Source organism: Clostridium polynesiense, assembly GCF_000820705.1.
Lineage (GTDB): Bacteria > Bacillota > Clostridia > Clostridiales > Clostridiaceae > Clostridium_AA > Clostridium_AA polynesiense.
Window position 1 is genome coordinate 27,918 of record NZ_CCXI01000083.1, and the last position, 15,682, is coordinate 43,599.

Below are 15,682 nucleotides of genomic sequence, written 5' to 3' on the forward strand. Positions count from 1 at the left end.
GGGCATTTTTACCGCTTATATTTTGATGGATATAACAAAAAGGAGATAAGCATTCCTCCTAAAAGACCTCCAAAGTGTCCATAATTATCGATATTAGACATGGTTAATCCTATAAACACATTTAAAGCAATAACAGATAAAATATTTCTCAGGAAATATTTACCAATACTGTTTCGTTCTTTAAAAGCATAAATCAAAGCTGCTCCCATAAGTCCAAAAATTGCTCCTGAAGCTCCTATGGATAGTGATGGGGACATCCTGTAGCTAAGATAGCTGGAGGCAACCGCAGAAATTATATATATTGCTACATACTTTGTTTTTCCATATACCTCTTCAATTAGATCTCCTAATATATATAGTGCGTACATATTAAGCGCTAAATGCATGATTCCACCGTGCAGAAAAGCCGCAGTTAACAGCCTATAATATTCTCCATGGGCAATAGCGTAATTTTCCTTTGCCCCAAAAGCATAAAGCACAAGAGTATTTATATCAAAGATATCCTTAGACAAAATAGCTGTAGCTATAAATACAGCGATATTGACAGCCATTAATATCAAAGTTATCTTTGAAGTTTTTTTATTAATCTTCCTTCTGCTGCTGTTTTCATTTAATATATTCGCTATAAATTCAGATGCCTGAGGATATCTCAAAACCTTATTGCTATATTTATCCACTTCTATTCTGTTATAATTATGCTCCTGCAGATTATATCCATCAGTTTCTCCCGTCAAAACCACTACATTGATGTTAAAAGGCTGATTCTTGGAATATAAATATTGAATAAGCCCCTTTACCTCAGCTTCTTCTTCCGCCTCCAAAGTACATATAACGGATATTACCCCTTCCTTGGTATATTTTAAAGCTGCCCAGGTACTCTCACTGTTTATTGGATTTATATACTGCTCAACTACAAAGCCATAATATTCAATTAATTTATTAAAAAGCTTTTTTTCAAGTTTCTCCTTCATGCCCTCACCCTTAAAATGATATTTTATTTTATTATAAATTAAGCAGAAGATAATGACAAATAAAAAACACCCTTAAGGGTGTTTAAACGATATCCATGACCACTAAATCCGTATGCTCCAGCAAATCTATTTCGTAAAAGGATATAGGTTCTTTAGTTTTACTGTTATATAAAACACGGACTACCGGTCTATCAGGAAAGTTCTTATTCTGTCTCACTACATAACCTTCAACTTCATTAGACAGCCTTAAACAAGTTCCTAAGGGATATACTGAAAAAGTTCTTTTAAATGCGCTTACTATCTTCTCATCAAATATGCTTCCGCTGCCTGCTAGTATCAGCTCATAGGCATCGGAGGGATTGAATTTTTTTCTGTAGCTTCTATCTCTGGATACAGCATCATAAACATCACATATGCTTATTATTTTAGCAATTTTAGAGATAGCATTTTTTTTCAATCCTCTCGGATAACCATTTCCGTCCACTCTTTCATGATGCTGTTTTATCCCTGTAATCACCTCAGATGGAATAGTTGAATAGCTTCTAAGTACCTCTTCCCCATATTCAGGATGTTTCTTTAGCTCTCCTGCTTCACTGGATGTCAACGGAGTCCTCTTATTCAATATAGAGGATTTTATTTTAATCTTGCCAACATCGTGTAATACTGCAGCCATTCCCAGTTTAACTAAATCCTCCTTTGACATACCTAGATTTTTTCCTAAGAATCCAGATAATATTCCTGTATCCACACTGTGGAGATATGTATAATTATCATGAGTTTTAATAGCCATTAAATTGGTACTTATGCTGTCTATGCTCATAATATAGTCTATAAGATTTTCCATGCTTTTATAGGTTTCTTTTATGTCAACGGGACCATGAAGAGATAATCTTTTATATATGTTGGAAATATTTTTTACAGCTTCTATTTTCAATTCATTTAAAATGCTGTCTTCTCCCTCTATGTCATCCAGTCTGTCATCTTCAATATAAAGGTAGTATATGTTTAGTTCTTTTAATTTACTTATATATACTTCTGTTAATTTAACTCCGTTGTTTAATAAAACTTTACCATCGCTGGTTAAAATGCTCTTAGCTAATATCTCACCAGGTCTGACTCTGTTAATAAACTCTAACCTCATATTGTCCTCCATTTACTTCATTATTTCTACTTCATATTATCGACATAATAACAGAGTAATTGATACACATCTGCAAAAAAAACAAGCGGTTATACAAGAAAACCGCTTGTTTTTAATTATTTTATATTTTCTAGCATGTCTAGAAGGCTTTTGAACCTCTCTAGTGTAGCCTCTAAAGGAGCCGGCGTGGTCATATCAACTCCGCTGTCTTTTAATATATTTATAGGATAATCTTTTCCGCCGCTTTTCAGGAACTTTTTGTACTCTTTAACTCCTCTTTCACTATCAGTTAAAATGGAATTTGCAAAAGCTGATGCTGCAGCATATCCTGTAGCATACTGATATACATAAAAGTCTCTGTAAAAGTGAGGAATCCTTGCCCATTCCATGTCTATTTCTTTATCTACAACTATATCCTCACCAAAGAATTTAACATTTATATCATGCCATATAGAAGAATATTCCTTTGCAGTAAGAGGATTGCCTTCCTCCAGCAATTCATGTGTAATCTTTTCAAATTCAGCAAACATCAGCTGCCTAAATACAGTGGTTCTAATCTGCTCTAATTCTTGATTAATGAGGAATAATTTCCTTCTGCTGTCTTTTTCGTTATCTATTAAATAATGTATAAGAAGTATTTCATTAGTGGTAGAGGCAACCTCAGCACAGAATAAGGTATACTGCGAATAAATATATGGCTGTTCTTTTTTGGAATAAAATGAATGTATAGAATGCCCCATTTCATGTGCTAAGGTGGAAACATCATTTAAGGTTTCATTATAATTTAAAAGCACATAAGGCATTGTATCGTATGTTCCCCAGGAGTATGCCCCACCTCTTTTCCCTTTATTTTCAAAAACATCTATCCAACCCTTTTCTATTCCATCGCTGAATATATCTATATATTCCTTTCCTAAAGGTTTCAGAGCGGTTTTAACCAGTTCTACTCCCTGTTCAAAAGGTATTTCCTCTTTGGGAATATCTATTAGAGGAACATATAAATCATATATATGCATTTCCTCCAAGCCTAAAAGCTGCTTCTTGATTTTCACATATCTATGAAGCAAGTCCACGTTATTATTTATGGTTTCCAATGCATTATCATACACTTCTAAAGGTATATTGTTTGGTTTTAAAGATGCTTCCAGTGCAGAAGAATATTTTCTTGTCTTTGCTTGGAATATAAAATTCTTCATGGAAGAACTTAATGAAGTACCCAGGGTGTTATTATATTTTTCATAGGTTTCGAACAAACCTTTGAAAGCTTCTTTTCTAACTCTTCTATCTTTACTTTTAATAAAGGAATTGTAATTACCTTCTGTGAGCTCTACTTTTTCTCCTTTTTCATCCACTATTGTAGGAAAAGTCATATCCGCATTGGTAAGCATATTAAAAATATTATGGGGAGCCTGCAGATTATCTGAGATTGAGGCCAGAATTTCTTCTTCCGGTTTTGATAATATATGAGGCTTGGATTTAAATATATCCTTTAAGAAAAAATCGTACAGCTTAAGTTGCTGAACCTCCTCCATCGCTCTTTCAGGATAATCCTCTGGAAGTGAAAGAACTTCAGGTACAAAGAATGCACTCAAGCTGGCAAGCTCAGCCAGATAACTGTCAATCTTATTTTTTAATCCCTGATAGGTGGTATTTGATGTATCTTCATCAGATTTTAAATGTGCATAAACCATGAGAGTTTCAGCTAATCTGTCTACCTTCTCGCTCTCCTGTAAAAAGCTTAACAACTCAGAAGGATTATTAAGTTTTCCCTGGTAACCGGGCAGAATGGCAGCATTTTCCTTGAGAGCCTTAAAATCTTTTTCCCACTCATCAATATCTTTATAGATTTTTTCTACCTTCCATTTATACTTATCTGATATCTCGGTTCTCTTTGGAAGTTTTTTAGTTTCTGACATCATATTTCCTCCTTATCCATTATTGATATTCTTCTTTTTTTCCTTTAATGACTTCTAATACTTTATGTATTTCCCTTTCTATTAATTCTCCCGCTGCTTCTATAGAAGCCTGTAAGTCCTCTCTCTCCTCCATTAAAGGAAAGCTTATAATCCATGCAGGATTGAATTCACTGTCTACATCTTCAATTTTAAAGCCTTTATTAATAAAATCTTCTTTTTCAAACAAATCAAAAATGGCACTGTACTCCCAATCCTCAACATCCTTATTAATATCAAAGATTATGAATACATCACCGCTATGACAATAAAACTTTTTTACATATTCTCCACCATGACTTAAACTGAAGCTTCCTATTTCCTTGATAAACTTCTTATCAATGGGATCTACTTCCATAAGTACAAGAGACGAAAATTCCATATATACCCTCCTCTTTTTTTGTTAAATATATTCTTAAAGTATAGTTAGCTTTATATTAATATATTAGCATATTTTTAAATATTTTTACTATTTATTGTTCTTGCAAATAATTTGCAACTCACAGTATAATTATAATATACTTATTATGAGTTAATAATTATAATTATAGTAATCCATTAGGAGTTGATAATTTGATCCAAATAAAAAATTTAGCTTTTTCATATACAGGAAAAGCCCCTTATCTTCTAGAGGATTTAAATCTTCAAATACCTAAGGGAGCATATGTATCCATATTAGGAGAAAATGGAAGCAGTAAAACCACATTAATAAAATTAATTTTAGGAGTACTTAGTCCTGTTAAAGGTACTATATCCCTATCCACTAAAAAGGTTGGTTATGTTCCCCAAAAATTTGAAGGCTTTAATTCTCAGTTTCCCCTTACTGTTAACGAACTATTAAAAATTCATATGAAGGTGATAAAACTTTCGGATAATAATATTATCGATGACAGCTTAAGTTTAATAAATATGAATTCTTACAAGAATTCTCTTATTGGAAATCTTTCCGGAGGACAGCAGCAGAAAGTCTTTATAACCAGAGCCCTTATGGGTAATCCAGAACTTTTAGTCCTTGATGAGCTTTCCACAGGTGTAGATATAAACAGCCAGTCAGAAATATATTCTATCATTAAGGATTTAAATGTAAATAAAAACATTACTGTTGTGGCTGTTGAACATAATCTAAACGCAGCCTTAAAAAACTCCACCCACATACTGGATTTAAGCGGAGATACCAGACTGCTGACCATAGATGAATATATTAGCAGATTTAATAATGACAATGTATTCAACATTAGAAAGGTAGATTAAATATGTTTGAATATGAATTTATGCAGAATGCTTTTATGGCGGGCTTTCTTGTAGCCCTTTTGTCTCCTACAGTAGGTCTTTTTATAGTTCTAAAAAGATATTCAATGATAGGAGATACACTGTCTCACTCAACCTTTGCGGGAGTAGCCATAGGACTTGTTTTGGGCTATAATCCGCTGATCGTCGCATTTATATATACTACACTGTGTGCAGTCATTATAGAATTTTTAAGAAATTACTATAAGAGATATGCTGAAATGGTAATGTCCATTATACTCACCTTCAGCCTTGGTATAGCTATTATGCTTGTAAGCAGCGGTAAAGCTTCTGCCAACATAAACTCTTTTTTATTTGGCAGCATACTTACAGTAACTAAATCAGATATAATTATGATTGCAGCAGTAACTATTATTTCATTTTTATTAATTGGAATATTATATGATAAACTTATATATGTAACCTTCGATGAGGAAGGTTCCGGAACTTTAGGTGTACAGGTTAAGCTTATAAATTATATCTTTACTATAATGGTAGGGGCAGCTATTTCTGTTTCTATACGGGTTATGGGAATCCTGGTTATATCCTCAGTAATGATAGTCCCTGTAGCTACAGCACTTCAGTTTAAACAGGGCTTTAAAAGAAGCCTCATAATATCAATAATAATAGGATTGATAGATATTATGTCCGGTTTAGTTCTTTCCTATATGCTGGATACCGCTCCCGGAGGGACCATAGCAGTTATTTCAGTGATTGTGCTCATTATAGCTATTGTTATTTCTAACATAAATAAAAAGTCATAGCCTGCAAAAGCTATGACTTTTTATTTTTACACTCTTCACAGATTCCCTTAAGTATAAGGTGATGCTCTGTAAGAGTAAACCCGGTTTTATTCTTAACCAGTTCTTCTACCTGATGCATTGGGCATGGAACTTCTATTTCTCTATTACATAATGAACATCTTAAAATGTGCATATGAGAGTTCTTCTTTAAACAATAGGTATATCTTCCTTCTCCTAAGTCAAACTTATCTACAATATGCTTTTCTTCGAAGGCTTCAAGAGTTCTGTACACTGTAGATAGGTTTATATCTTCTCCTGAGTTAATGCAGTTATTATATATCTGCTCTGCACTTATGCTGTTTTCACTGTTCAAAATAATATATAAAATTCTCGTCCTTGCCTTTGTGACCTTAATTTTATTTTGTCTAAGAATATCTTCTATATTCACCTACATTACCCCTTAAACAAAACCTAATTTTTTTATAAATTCATTATAACACATAATAAACTAAATTTCAGAATTATAATATTATCATCTTTAAACCAAATATTATAAGTATAATACCTCCTATATAATCTGCATATTTACATATGAAAACTACCCTTTTTAGATATCTTGCCAGTATGTAGGCTAGTCCACAAAATAAAAAGGTGATTGTTCCTATAATTATAGTAAACTCCATAAGATGATAAAATTTGCTGATAGAATTTAAAGTAGTAAATCCTACCACCAAAGCATCAATACTTACTGAAATACCTAATATATAATACATCTCCTGTTTCTGCAGACGGTAATTTTCTTTCTTCTTAATTCCGTCCAGTATCATCATAATACCAACTGCAGCCACTACTATCCCTCCTGCAAGGCTTGGTATAGCTGCTACATATTTATTGAAAAGAATACCGGAAAGGCCTCCCGTTAAAGAAAATAAAAATTGAAAAAAAGAAAATGAAAAGCAATAAATAATCTTGTTATACAGCCTAACCCCCTTATTTAAACCTATGCTAAGAGACACCGCAAAGGCGTCCATCGCCAGCGCTGAGCCTATAATAACCCCCTGCAAAATCCACATCAAAATCAATCCTTTGAATAATTTTTCTCTTATATTTCTTTACATAAGTTATTTTATGCCTCAGCGCTTATATATATAATTGTTTATTTTCTTTTTCAATGAATATTTATGTAATTAATTATAAAATGAATTAATATGATTAATTATAAAATAATTGCCATTAAAAGTTAGTACTATACTTTAAATTATAAGAATATACTTTAAAAGTTATTTACTTTATTATATTATAATAAATGGTGCATAAATATTTAATTTGTATATCATACTTTGCGTTTGGAGGAGATGTTTGATGCCTAATTGTATAATTGCTCAATCCGGAGGACCAACCTCAGTGATTAACGCCAGCGTTTGCGGATTGGTTTTTAGTAATTCAGAACACAAAATTTATGACAAGATATATGCCGGTATTAATGGAATAGAAGGCATTCTTGAAGAGAGAATAATAGAACTAACCAGCTTTAGCAGAAAAGAACTTGATTTATTTAAATTTACCCCCTCTGCCGGATTAGGCTCCTGCAGATATAAATTGAAATCTTTTGATAAAAATGAGGACGAATATAATGCACTGATTAATATTTGTAAAAAATACGATATAAACACCTTCTTTTATATCGGTGGAAATGATTCTATGGACACCATATTTAAATTGTCCTCATATGCTGAGGAAAAGAATATAAATATCAAATTTATTGGTATCCCAAAGACTATAGATAATGACCTTCCAGTGACGGATCATACCCCCGGCTTCGGAAGTGCCGCCAAGTTTATAGCAACTACAGCTTTAGAAACTTACTTAGATTCATCTGTTTATACAAACAACGGGATTTTTATTTTAGAAACCATGGGAAGAGATACAGGATGGCTGGCTGCCAGTGCCTGCTTAGCAAAATTAAATGGACAACCTATAGCTGACTTTATTTATCTTCCGGAAGTTGAATTTGATAAAGATAAGTTTTTAAAGGACACCGCTGAAAGATTTAAAGAAAAGAATCAGGTATACATCGTGGTTTCAGAGGGGATTAAAGATAAGGATAACAAATTTATATCCCAGTTAGAAACCTATCAGACTCATGATAGCTTTGGACATGCCCAGCTTGGCGGAGTTGGCACAGTTTTAAAAAATATGATAGTAAGAGCTGGAATAACTAGTAGAATAAAAGTACTGGAACTAGGTGTAATGCAGAGATGCGCTATGCACTGCTCCTCTTCTTTAGATATAGATGAGGCCTACAAGGTTGGATACGATGCTTTAATCTATTCAAAGGGAAATAACAGCGGAAATATGGTAGCTATTAAAAGAGAGTCTAATACCCCATACAAATCTTCAACCTTTTTAGTTAAAGCAGCTAGGGTTGCCAATAATATTAAATATATACCCCTTAGCTGGATAAATGAAGAAAGGAATAATTTAAATCCGGAGTGCCAAGAGTATTTTTCTCCCCTTATAGAGGGAACTCCTGCACTTTATTATGAAAATAATATTCCCATGTATAAAGTATTCAATAAATAATAAATCTTCTTATTTAAAAGCTGTACCCCAAGGTACAGCTTTTAATAAAATATTTTTTTACTTCTGCAGCTGATTATCTGCTCCAATGCATTTAAAAAATAATCCACTTCATTTTTATTATTGTATAAACCAAAGCTTATTCTCACCATACCTGGTTTTTCATAACTGGGATTATGAATGTATTGTTCTATATCCTCATCCCTTAACTTAAGAAGCCTTTGAACGTAGGGATGAGCGCAGAAACATCCATTCCTCACAGCTATACCGTAATTTCCCGAAAGTGTTTCTGCCAGTTCACTATGACTGATATCAGTAACATTAAAGGTAGTAATACCTAATTTATCTCCTATATTCACGTAATCTCCATAAATATCAACCTCTTTAATTGAACTCAAACCCTTAATTAAGTAGCTTGTAAGCTCCTCCTCCATAAGATTTACATTTTCCATGGTAATTATATTCAGCTCTCTTATTGCAGAAAGTAAAGCCACTATTCCCATAAAATTCGGTGTGCCTGCCTCTTCCTTATAAGGAGGATCATCCCATATGACCTGATTATCAGTAACATATTTAACAGTTCCTCCTCCTTTATGCTCCGGATCTCCCTTTTGAAAACAATCCTTAGCTACTATAATTACTCCAATTCCAAAAGGAGCATACATCTTATGGGAAGAAAAAACCAGATAATCTATATAATCATATTCTCCCGTTCCATTTAAGTTAATTTTTTTATGTGGTACCAGTTGTGCTCCATCTACCATTATTCTGCACCCATAGGAATGGCATATACAAGCTAATAGATTTACATCGTTAACATAACCTGTGACATTTGACGCTCCGGTAAGTGTAACTAATTTTATATTTCCTCTATTTTCTCTCAGCTTATTAATTAAGTCTTCAACGGATAACCTTCCCTGTTTATCTACTTCCACATATTCTACCCTGCATTTATCCCTCCAGGGAAGATCGTTAGAATGGTGTTCCATTCTGGTTGTCAGAACTATCCCCTCTTTGCAGTCTATCAGTCTGTAAGCCAGCTTATTAATTCCTTCCGTGGTATTTTTTACAAAAATAACGTTATATTTATTTACACTACCATTTAAAAACTTTAATATTGTGTGTCTTGCCTTATCATAAAACTCATCGCATATTCTCGATTTATACCCTTTTCCTCGATGTATAGATGAATACCATGGAGAAAAGTCTACTATATTCTTTATTACTTTTTTAAAAGGTGGTGTTGTGGCAGCATTATCGAAATTAATTCCCGTTATAAACCCTCCATCTTTTAAAGGTACCTGCTCCTCAATCCCCATAAAAAGCCCTCTATAGTCCTTTATATCCTCTCTCATAAAAAACCCCTCCTCTTATATAATATTAATATTTCATTAATGAGTGCAGTCATAATGTAAGTATCACCTTACATATATTGTCATATAATATAATAGTGCTTTTATAAATGGAGGTTATTTATGCATAAAGAACATGATGATGCTAATGCTTATGACGATATCAGATTTGAACCTTTTATAGCTTTACCTCAATATCAATATACTAATTATCCAGTTTTCCCCAATATAATGCCCCGCTACGGCTTTCAGCCCAGCATAGGAATGCCTGTAAATCCTTTGATTAATCCAGCAATGAGTTTTCCTGCATCCACTTCTATACCTATGATCCCTGCAGGTTCTTATGTATATTCCTTAATGCCTAATACTCCTCTCCCTATGCCGGAGGTATTTTCAAAGGATCAGGAGGTAAGAGTTCAATACGGTTCAGAATCCCCTCCAGCCTTCAACATTCACACACCTATGGAGGCTTTAAGAAATTTGGATCTGGAGCTTGAAGAGGATACCTGTGCTGAAAGCACACGGGATGTAGAGGATAATATAGGACGTATACTTAAAAAAATAGAAAATAATAATCCTGCAATATTTAATACCTTAAGTGCATATAAAATTCCATATCCTATTTCCAGATTATTAGTTAAAAGAATAATCAGGCTTTCACTTTCCTATTATTCTGATATGTCTCATGGAATCAACTTAAAGGATTAAAGGAGGATTATATGTTTTATAATTATGGATATGGTGACATATTTAATCAAAGCCTGTATAGAGCTGAGATGCCTAAGCTAGTCTCCTATATAAGGCTGTTTAACGCTTCTCCTGACTCTTCAGCCTTTGATATATACGCTAATGACGCCTTAATAGGCAAAAATCTTTCATTTAAGCAATTTACAAACTATCTTTCTCTTCCATCAGGAGATTATGTTATAAAAGTATTTCCTTCCGGAAAAACTACTTCACCAATACTAAACCGCACCTTAGAGATTCCTCCAAATTCTATACTCACCGCAGCAGTTGTAAATAAAGTGGATAACTTATCATTATTACCTGTTTTCGAACCACATATGAGTTTAAATCCAACCATGACCTTTATGAGATTTGTACAGCTTTCTCCTGATGCTCCAGAGGTGGATGTTTCTCTTCCTAACGGTCAAAAACTATTTAAAGATTTAGAGTATAAAGACATAACCGGATATATGATACTTCCTCCTGGTAATTATACACTTTTAGTTAAAGTAGAAGATACAGAAAAAGTCATACTTACAGTTCCAAAGGTTATAATTAAACCCAACAGGTTCTATACAATGTATATGGTGGGACTGTCTCTAGGCACTCCAGGCCTGCAGATTGTTGAAGCTTTAGATGGATTAAGCTATATAAAATAAAAAAACCGTCAATGTGACGGTTTTTTTCATCTATGCTTTTGAAACTTTTTTTCCACTGTGCTCTTTCTTTTTCTGTAATGACTGAATTACTATAAATGAACCTAATAATAAGATTAATGAAATGAAAAATGGCACCCATGGATTATGTATAAATCCAGCGAATAAATATCCTATAAAGCAGATTCCTGCTACTAAGGTTGAATAAGGCATTTGTGTTGAAACATGTTTTATGTGATCGCATTTTGCTCCAGTAGATGCCAGTATGGTAGTATCGGAAATCGGTGAACAGTGATCTCCATATACTGACCCTGCCAAAGTTGCTCCTAAAGCAGCTATTAAGAGGTTAGTTCCTTCAGCTCCTGCACATATCATTGTAACTATTGGAATAAGGATTCCAAAGGTTCCCCACGCTGTCCCCATAGAAAAGGACAAGAATGCTGCTACAAGGAAAACTAAAGCCGGAAGCAGTGCTAATGAAATATTTGAAGAAGCTACCAGGCTGCTTACAAACTCACCGGTTCCAATCATATTTCTGCAGATTCCGCTGAGAGACCATGCAAATAATAAAATCATAATAGCTGGTACCATGGATTTAACACCCTGTGTAACCCCATCCATGAAATCTTTAAAGCTTATAAGCTTACGTGGTATGTACATGCATCCTGCTACTATTAAAGCTCCAAATGCTCCAAGTGTTAAACCAGCTGAAGGATTTTCCCCTATTGCTGCTGTAAAGCTCACGCCATCAAAAAATCCTCCTACATATGCCATTCCCATAATGGAAAAAATGATTAAAGCTATCATAGGTATAACTAAATCTAAAACATGTCCCTTCTCAGAAATGCTCACTCCTTCAAAATCATTTCCCTGCATTTCTTCAATGGTGTTTCCTTCTTCAGCCTCCTGTTGAGCCTTCTTCATAGGACCAAAATCAAAATTAGTAAAAGAAATATATAATACCATAACTATAGTGAGAAGTGCATATAAATTATAAGGTATTGTCTGAACAAATGAATTTATTCCTCCATCTCCTAAATCAGAAGCTACAGCTGCAGCCCAGCTTGAAACCGGTGCAATTATGCATATAGGAGCAGCGGTGGAATCTATCAAATACGCAAGCTTCTCTCTTGCAATTTTGTACTTGTCTGTTATAGGTCTCATTACTGTACCTACAGTAAGGCAGTTAAAATAATCATCTACGAATATAAGCATACCTAAAGCTCCTGTAGCAAGCTTAGCCCCTCTTTGTGACTTTATTTTAGTGCTTGCCCACTTTCCATAAGCACGAGAACCTCCTGCCATAGTAACAACAACTACCAGAGCACCTAAAAGCCCTAGAAATAATATCATAAAAGCATTATCACCAAGTTTTTCAGACATCATTTGAAAAATATAATATACGGATTTAAATAAATGTTCTCCTGTAAAAACAGTATAAATAAGCATTCCGGAAAAAATACCAACTAAAAGTGAGGAAAAAACCTCCTTAGTAATAAGTGCTAATACTATTGCTATTACCGGAGGCAGTATTGAAAACCACCCTGAATTAATAGCCTCTAATCCTTCCATAAAATTCACTTTCCTTTCTTTTGTGATAAATAAAAAACCATGAATGCACTTAATGTATGAATGCACTCATGGTTAATACACATAATAAATATACGATGTTTTCTCCAATGATAGCTCTCCACATAAGTGACAGCCCGCTGCATATTTTACAACGGTCCAGCATCAACTCTTAAGGCATAAAGCTGACACTTCGGCAATTATCCCTTTCACTTAAAACTGCTGCCTGCATTGCTTTAAGTTACTCTTAATAATTGCGCCTCTATCATTGTTTCAAAGATCAATCTTCAAAACAATAAATATTAGATTTTTACTTTCGACTCATTATAGCATATTGTGACTTTAAGAGTCAACAAAAACACGAAGTTTTTTTTAGCTTTTTATTATATAGTTAGGCTCTTGGTTTATCCTTCCCAAGCTTTCTGGATTCTTTTGAATAGCCCACTTCATTTGCAGTTTCCACCTTCATATTTTCCACTTCTTTTCGCGTTTTCTGTCTGGACTTTTTGTTATCTTTACTGTTTTTATTATTTTTATGAGCCATGACTTATAAACCTCCCTTAAGTATATTGAATCATTCATATTATATAAACATACTTATCTTTTAATACATGGTATATATTAACTGAAGGTATATTCATAATTCTCCTTTACTACAAAACTCTGTACTTTTATAGTATAATAAAATAGCTATAAACCTTTATAGAAAGAAGTAAAGGCGGTAATAATATGATTGTTTTAAGTGGTAAAGGCATAGCTAAGAGTTATGGTATACATGAGGTTTTGAAGGATGTAACCTTCAACATAAATGAAGGCGATAAAGTCGGATTGATAGGTGCTAATGGAGAAGGTAAATCAACACTTTTTAAAATATTGATTAAGGAATTGTCAGCTGATAGCGGTGAAATATATCAGGACAAAGGTTATAGCACAGGTTACCTTTCTCAGCGTCTTGATTTGGAAAGTGAGAATGTTATTTATGATGAAATGCTTGAGGTGTTTAATGACCTCATAGCACTTGAAAATAAGATTCAGGCTTTGGAAGAAAAGATGAGTATGCCTTATACTGAAGAAAATAAGGCATTTCACGAAAAAGTATTAAAGGATTATACCATAAGCCAGGAATTATATTCCCATAGAGGAGGTTATACCTTTAGAGGTGAGATATCTCGAGTGCTTAAGGGTTTAGGATTTCAGGAAAAGGATTATAATTCTTATATTAAAAATTTAAGCGGAGGACAGAAAACCAGGGTTGCGTTATGCAAGCTATTATTAAAAAAGCCGGAACTTCTGCTTCTGGATGAGCCTACTAACCATCTGGATTTAAATGCTATTGAATGGCTGGAGGAATATCTAAGAAACTACAAGGGTACTGTTCTTTTAATATCTCACGACAGATATTTCTTAGATAGTATAACAAACCGTACCTTTGAACTGATTAACGGACATATAAACTGCTATAATGTAAACTACTCCAAATACATAGAATTAAAAAAGCAGAATTATGAAGTCCAGCTGAAAGCTTACAATCTTCAACAGTCAGAAATTAGAAGGCAGGAACAGATTATTGAAAGATTCAGATCCTTCAATAGAGAAAAAAGCATTAAAGCTGCAGAAAGTAGAGAGAAAGCCCTGGAAAAGATGGAAAAAATATCCGCTCCCGATGCTGAAGCCAAAGCTTCCAGAATACAGTTCCATTCAGAAATTAAAAGTGGTAATGATGTTTTGTGGGCAGAAAATTTAAAAAAGAGCTATGGAGATAAACTCCTTTTTGAAAATGTGAGCATGGATATAAAAAAGGGAAATAAAATAGCTTTAATCGGAGAAAACGGAAGAGGCAAGACAACTCTCTTTAAAATAATCCTTGGAAAGGTTAAAGCTGATGAAGGCGCTTTAACCTTAGGAAGAAATGTAATTACAGGTTATTATGACCAGGAGCAGTCTGACCTTGACGAGGATAAGGAGATAATAAACGAAGTATGGGACGCATTTCCTAAACTTACTACAACGGAGATAAGAAATGCTCTTGCTTCTTTTCTCTTTACAGGTGATTCGGTATTTAAGAAGATTGAACTTTTAAGCGGAGGCGAAAAATGCAGAATTAATCTTTTAAAACTCATGCTTTCCAAATCAAACTTTCTTCTTTTAGACGAACCGACCAATCACCTGGATATAATGTCTAGAGAAGCCTTAGAAGATGCTATATTAAACTATGATGGAACTCTTTTAATTATTTCTCACGATAGATATTTTTTAAATAAAGTAGTTGATAAGATATTTGAACTTGAGCAAGAGGGAATAAAAACCTATTTAGGAAATTACAATTATTATGTTGATAAAAAGAAAAATCCTAACAGATACGAAGGTGTTGAAGAGGACAAATCCGGAAAAACAAAAACTCAAATTCAGGAAGAAAAAAGAAAAAAGAGGGAAGCAGAGAGAGAAGCTAAAGCTATAGCCGAAAAAATTAAAAAACTAGAAGCCGACATCTCTCACACAGAATCAGAAATTTCAAAACTAAATGCAATGCTTTGTTTAGAAGAGGTTTATTCCGATCCTCAGAAAGCTCAGGAAACACAACAGACTATATCCCATTTGCAAAATATCCTTGAAAAGCTATATAGTGAATGGGAAGAATATATATAAATATTTTATGGCGGCAGTAGAAAATGTTTTTCTACTACCGCCATAATAAAAATAAAGGG

15 protein-coding genes and 1 riboswitch are annotated in these 15,682 nt (G+C 33.6%); of the genes, 6 read left to right on the plus strand and 9 right to left on the minus strand.

Annotation, left to right across the window (positions count from 1 at the left end):
* Positions 1–8 precede the first annotated feature (8 nt).
* The 4 genes from TA89_RS07670 to TA89_RS07685 all read right to left on the minus strand — a co-directional run bounded on the left by TA89_RS07670 (position 9) and on the right by TA89_RS07685 (position 4,446).
* Complete coding sequence (locus TA89_RS07670) at positions 9–971, minus strand: rhomboid family intramembrane serine protease (protein WP_040212268.1); 963 nt, start codon at positions 969–971, stop codon at positions 9–11.
* A gap of 82 nt (positions 972–1,053) precedes the next feature.
* The gene (locus TA89_RS07675) at positions 1,054–2,112 is read right to left on the minus strand and encodes an HD-GYP domain-containing protein (protein WP_040212269.1); all 1,059 of its coding nucleotides are present in this window, start codon (positions 2,110–2,112) and stop codon (positions 1,054–1,056) included.
* A gap of 116 nt (positions 2,113–2,228) precedes the next feature.
* Positions 2,229–4,028 carry an oligoendopeptidase F gene (gene pepF / locus TA89_RS07680; protein WP_040212270.1) on the minus strand — a complete coding sequence of 600 codons (1,800 nt, stop codon included), beginning with the start codon at positions 4,026–4,028 and terminating at the stop codon, positions 2,229–2,231.
* 19 nt (positions 4,029–4,047) lie between these two features.
* Positions 4,048–4,446: a DUF6762 family protein gene (locus tag TA89_RS07685; RefSeq protein ID WP_040212271.1), complete on the minus strand. Its 399-nt coding sequence runs from the start codon at positions 4,444–4,446 to the stop codon at positions 4,048–4,050.
* Positions 4,447–4,637: 191 nt separating this feature from the next.
* On the opposite strand from TA89_RS07685, the gene TA89_RS07690 reads away from it, so the two are divergent.
* Positions 4,638–5,315 (plus strand): metal ABC transporter ATP-binding protein, encoded by a 678-nt coding sequence (locus TA89_RS07690; protein WP_040212273.1) that lies wholly within the window; start codon positions 4,638–4,640, stop codon positions 5,313–5,315.
* A gap of 2 nt (positions 5,316–5,317) precedes the next feature.
* Entirely contained in the window at positions 5,318–6,115 is a 798-nt protein-coding gene (locus TA89_RS07695) for a metal ABC transporter permease (protein WP_040212274.1), read from the plus strand.
* A gap of 10 nt (positions 6,116–6,125) precedes the next feature.
* Here the strand turns inward: TA89_RS07695 and TA89_RS07700 are convergent, their stop codons facing one another.
* Entirely contained in the window at positions 6,126–6,542 is a 417-nt protein-coding gene (locus TA89_RS07700) for a Fur family transcriptional regulator (RefSeq protein WP_040212275.1), read from the minus strand.
* Between the two features lie 73 nt (positions 6,543–6,615).
* Positions 6,616–7,167 (minus strand): manganese efflux pump MntP, encoded by a 552-nt coding sequence (locus TA89_RS07705; protein ID WP_040212276.1) that lies wholly within the window; start codon positions 7,165–7,167, stop codon positions 6,616–6,618.
* Positions 7,168–7,456: 289 nt separating this feature from the next.
* Here TA89_RS07705 and TA89_RS07710 point away from each other — a divergent pair, with 289 nt between their 5' ends.
* Positions 7,457–8,677, plus strand: a complete 1,221-nt coding sequence (locus TA89_RS07710) for a 6-phosphofructokinase (protein WP_040212277.1) — start codon at positions 7,457–7,459, stop codon at positions 8,675–8,677.
* Between the two features lie 41 nt (positions 8,678–8,718).
* Here the strand turns inward: TA89_RS07710 and TA89_RS07715 are convergent, their stop codons facing one another.
* The gene (locus TA89_RS07715) at positions 8,719–10,029 is read right to left on the minus strand and encodes an aminotransferase class V-fold PLP-dependent enzyme (RefSeq protein WP_040212278.1); all 1,311 of its coding nucleotides are present in this window, start codon (positions 10,027–10,029) and stop codon (positions 8,719–8,721) included.
* Positions 10,030–10,149: 120 nt separating this feature from the next.
* Here TA89_RS07715 and TA89_RS17670 point away from each other — a divergent pair, with 120 nt between their 5' ends.
* Positions 10,150–10,734 (plus strand): hypothetical protein, encoded by a 585-nt coding sequence (locus TA89_RS17670; RefSeq protein WP_052447366.1) that lies wholly within the window; start codon positions 10,150–10,152, stop codon positions 10,732–10,734.
* Positions 10,735–10,745: 11 nt separating this feature from the next.
* The gene (locus tag TA89_RS07725) at positions 10,746–11,411 is read left to right on the plus strand and encodes a DUF4397 domain-containing protein (protein ID WP_052447367.1); all 666 of its coding nucleotides are present in this window, start codon (positions 10,746–10,748) and stop codon (positions 11,409–11,411) included.
* A gap of 30 nt (positions 11,412–11,441) precedes the next feature.
* Here the strand turns inward: TA89_RS07725 and TA89_RS07730 are convergent, their stop codons facing one another.
* A complete protein-coding gene (locus TA89_RS07730) occupies positions 11,442–12,980 on the minus strand; it encodes a Na+/H+ antiporter NhaC family protein (protein ID WP_040212280.1) in 1,539 nt (512 codons plus the stop codon).
* Positions 12,981–13,083: 103 nt separating this feature from the next.
* A riboswitch (Lysine riboswitch) is annotated at positions 13,084–13,250 on the minus strand.
* Between the two features lie 118 nt (positions 13,251–13,368).
* Complete coding sequence (locus tag TA89_RS17990) at positions 13,369–13,521, minus strand: small, acid-soluble spore protein, alpha/beta type (protein WP_082023875.1); 153 nt, start codon at positions 13,519–13,521, stop codon at positions 13,369–13,371.
* 185 nt (positions 13,522–13,706) lie between these two features.
* Here TA89_RS17990 and abc-f point away from each other — a divergent pair, with 185 nt between their 5' ends.
* Positions 13,707–15,623 (plus strand): ribosomal protection-like ABC-F family protein, encoded by a 1,917-nt coding sequence (gene abc-f / locus TA89_RS07735; protein ID WP_040212281.1) that lies wholly within the window; start codon positions 13,707–13,709, stop codon positions 15,621–15,623.
* Positions 15,624–15,682 lie beyond the last annotated feature (59 nt).

What these genes read in the sequence shown, in the direction of transcription:
- TA89_RS07670 (WP_040212268.1), bottom strand. Translation starts at nt 971, where the DNA reads ATGAAGGAGAAACTTGAAAAAAAGCTTTTTAATAAATTAATTGAATAT.
- TA89_RS07710 (WP_040212277.1), top strand. Translation starts at nt 7,457, where the DNA reads ATGCCTAATTGTATAATTGCTCAATCCGGAGGACCAACCTCAGTGATT.
- TA89_RS07695 (WP_040212274.1), top strand. Translation starts at nt 5,318, where the DNA reads ATGTTTGAATATGAATTTATGCAGAATGCTTTTATGGCGGGCTTTCTT.
- pepF (WP_040212270.1), bottom strand. Translation starts at nt 4,028, where the DNA reads ATGTCAGAAACTAAAAAACTTCCAAAGAGAACCGAGATATCAGATAAG.
- TA89_RS07715 (WP_040212278.1), bottom strand. Translation starts at nt 10,029, where the DNA reads ATGAGAGAGGATATAAAGGACTATAGAGGGCTTTTTATGGGGATTGAG.
- TA89_RS07730 (WP_040212280.1), bottom strand. Translation starts at nt 12,980, where the DNA reads ATGGAAGGATTAGAGGCTATTAATTCAGGGTGGTTTTCAATACTGCCT.
- TA89_RS07675 (WP_040212269.1), bottom strand. Translation starts at nt 2,112, where the DNA reads ATGAGGTTAGAGTTTATTAACAGAGTCAGACCTGGTGAGATATTAGCT.
- abc-f (WP_040212281.1), top strand. Translation starts at nt 13,707, where the DNA reads ATGATTGTTTTAAGTGGTAAAGGCATAGCTAAGAGTTATGGTATACAT.
- TA89_RS07705 (WP_040212276.1), bottom strand. Translation starts at nt 7,167, where the DNA reads ATGTGGATTTTGCAGGGGGTTATTATAGGCTCAGCGCTGGCGATGGAC.
- TA89_RS17670 (WP_052447366.1), top strand. Translation starts at nt 10,150, where the DNA reads ATGCATAAAGAACATGATGATGCTAATGCTTATGACGATATCAGATTT.
- TA89_RS07685 (WP_040212271.1), bottom strand. Translation starts at nt 4,446, where the DNA reads ATGGAATTTTCGTCTCTTGTACTTATGGAAGTAGATCCCATTGATAAG.
- TA89_RS17990 (WP_082023875.1), bottom strand. Translation starts at nt 13,521, where the DNA reads ATGGCTCATAAAAATAATAAAAACAGTAAAGATAACAAAAAGTCCAGA.
- TA89_RS07725 (WP_052447367.1), top strand. Translation starts at nt 10,746, where the DNA reads ATGTTTTATAATTATGGATATGGTGACATATTTAATCAAAGCCTGTAT.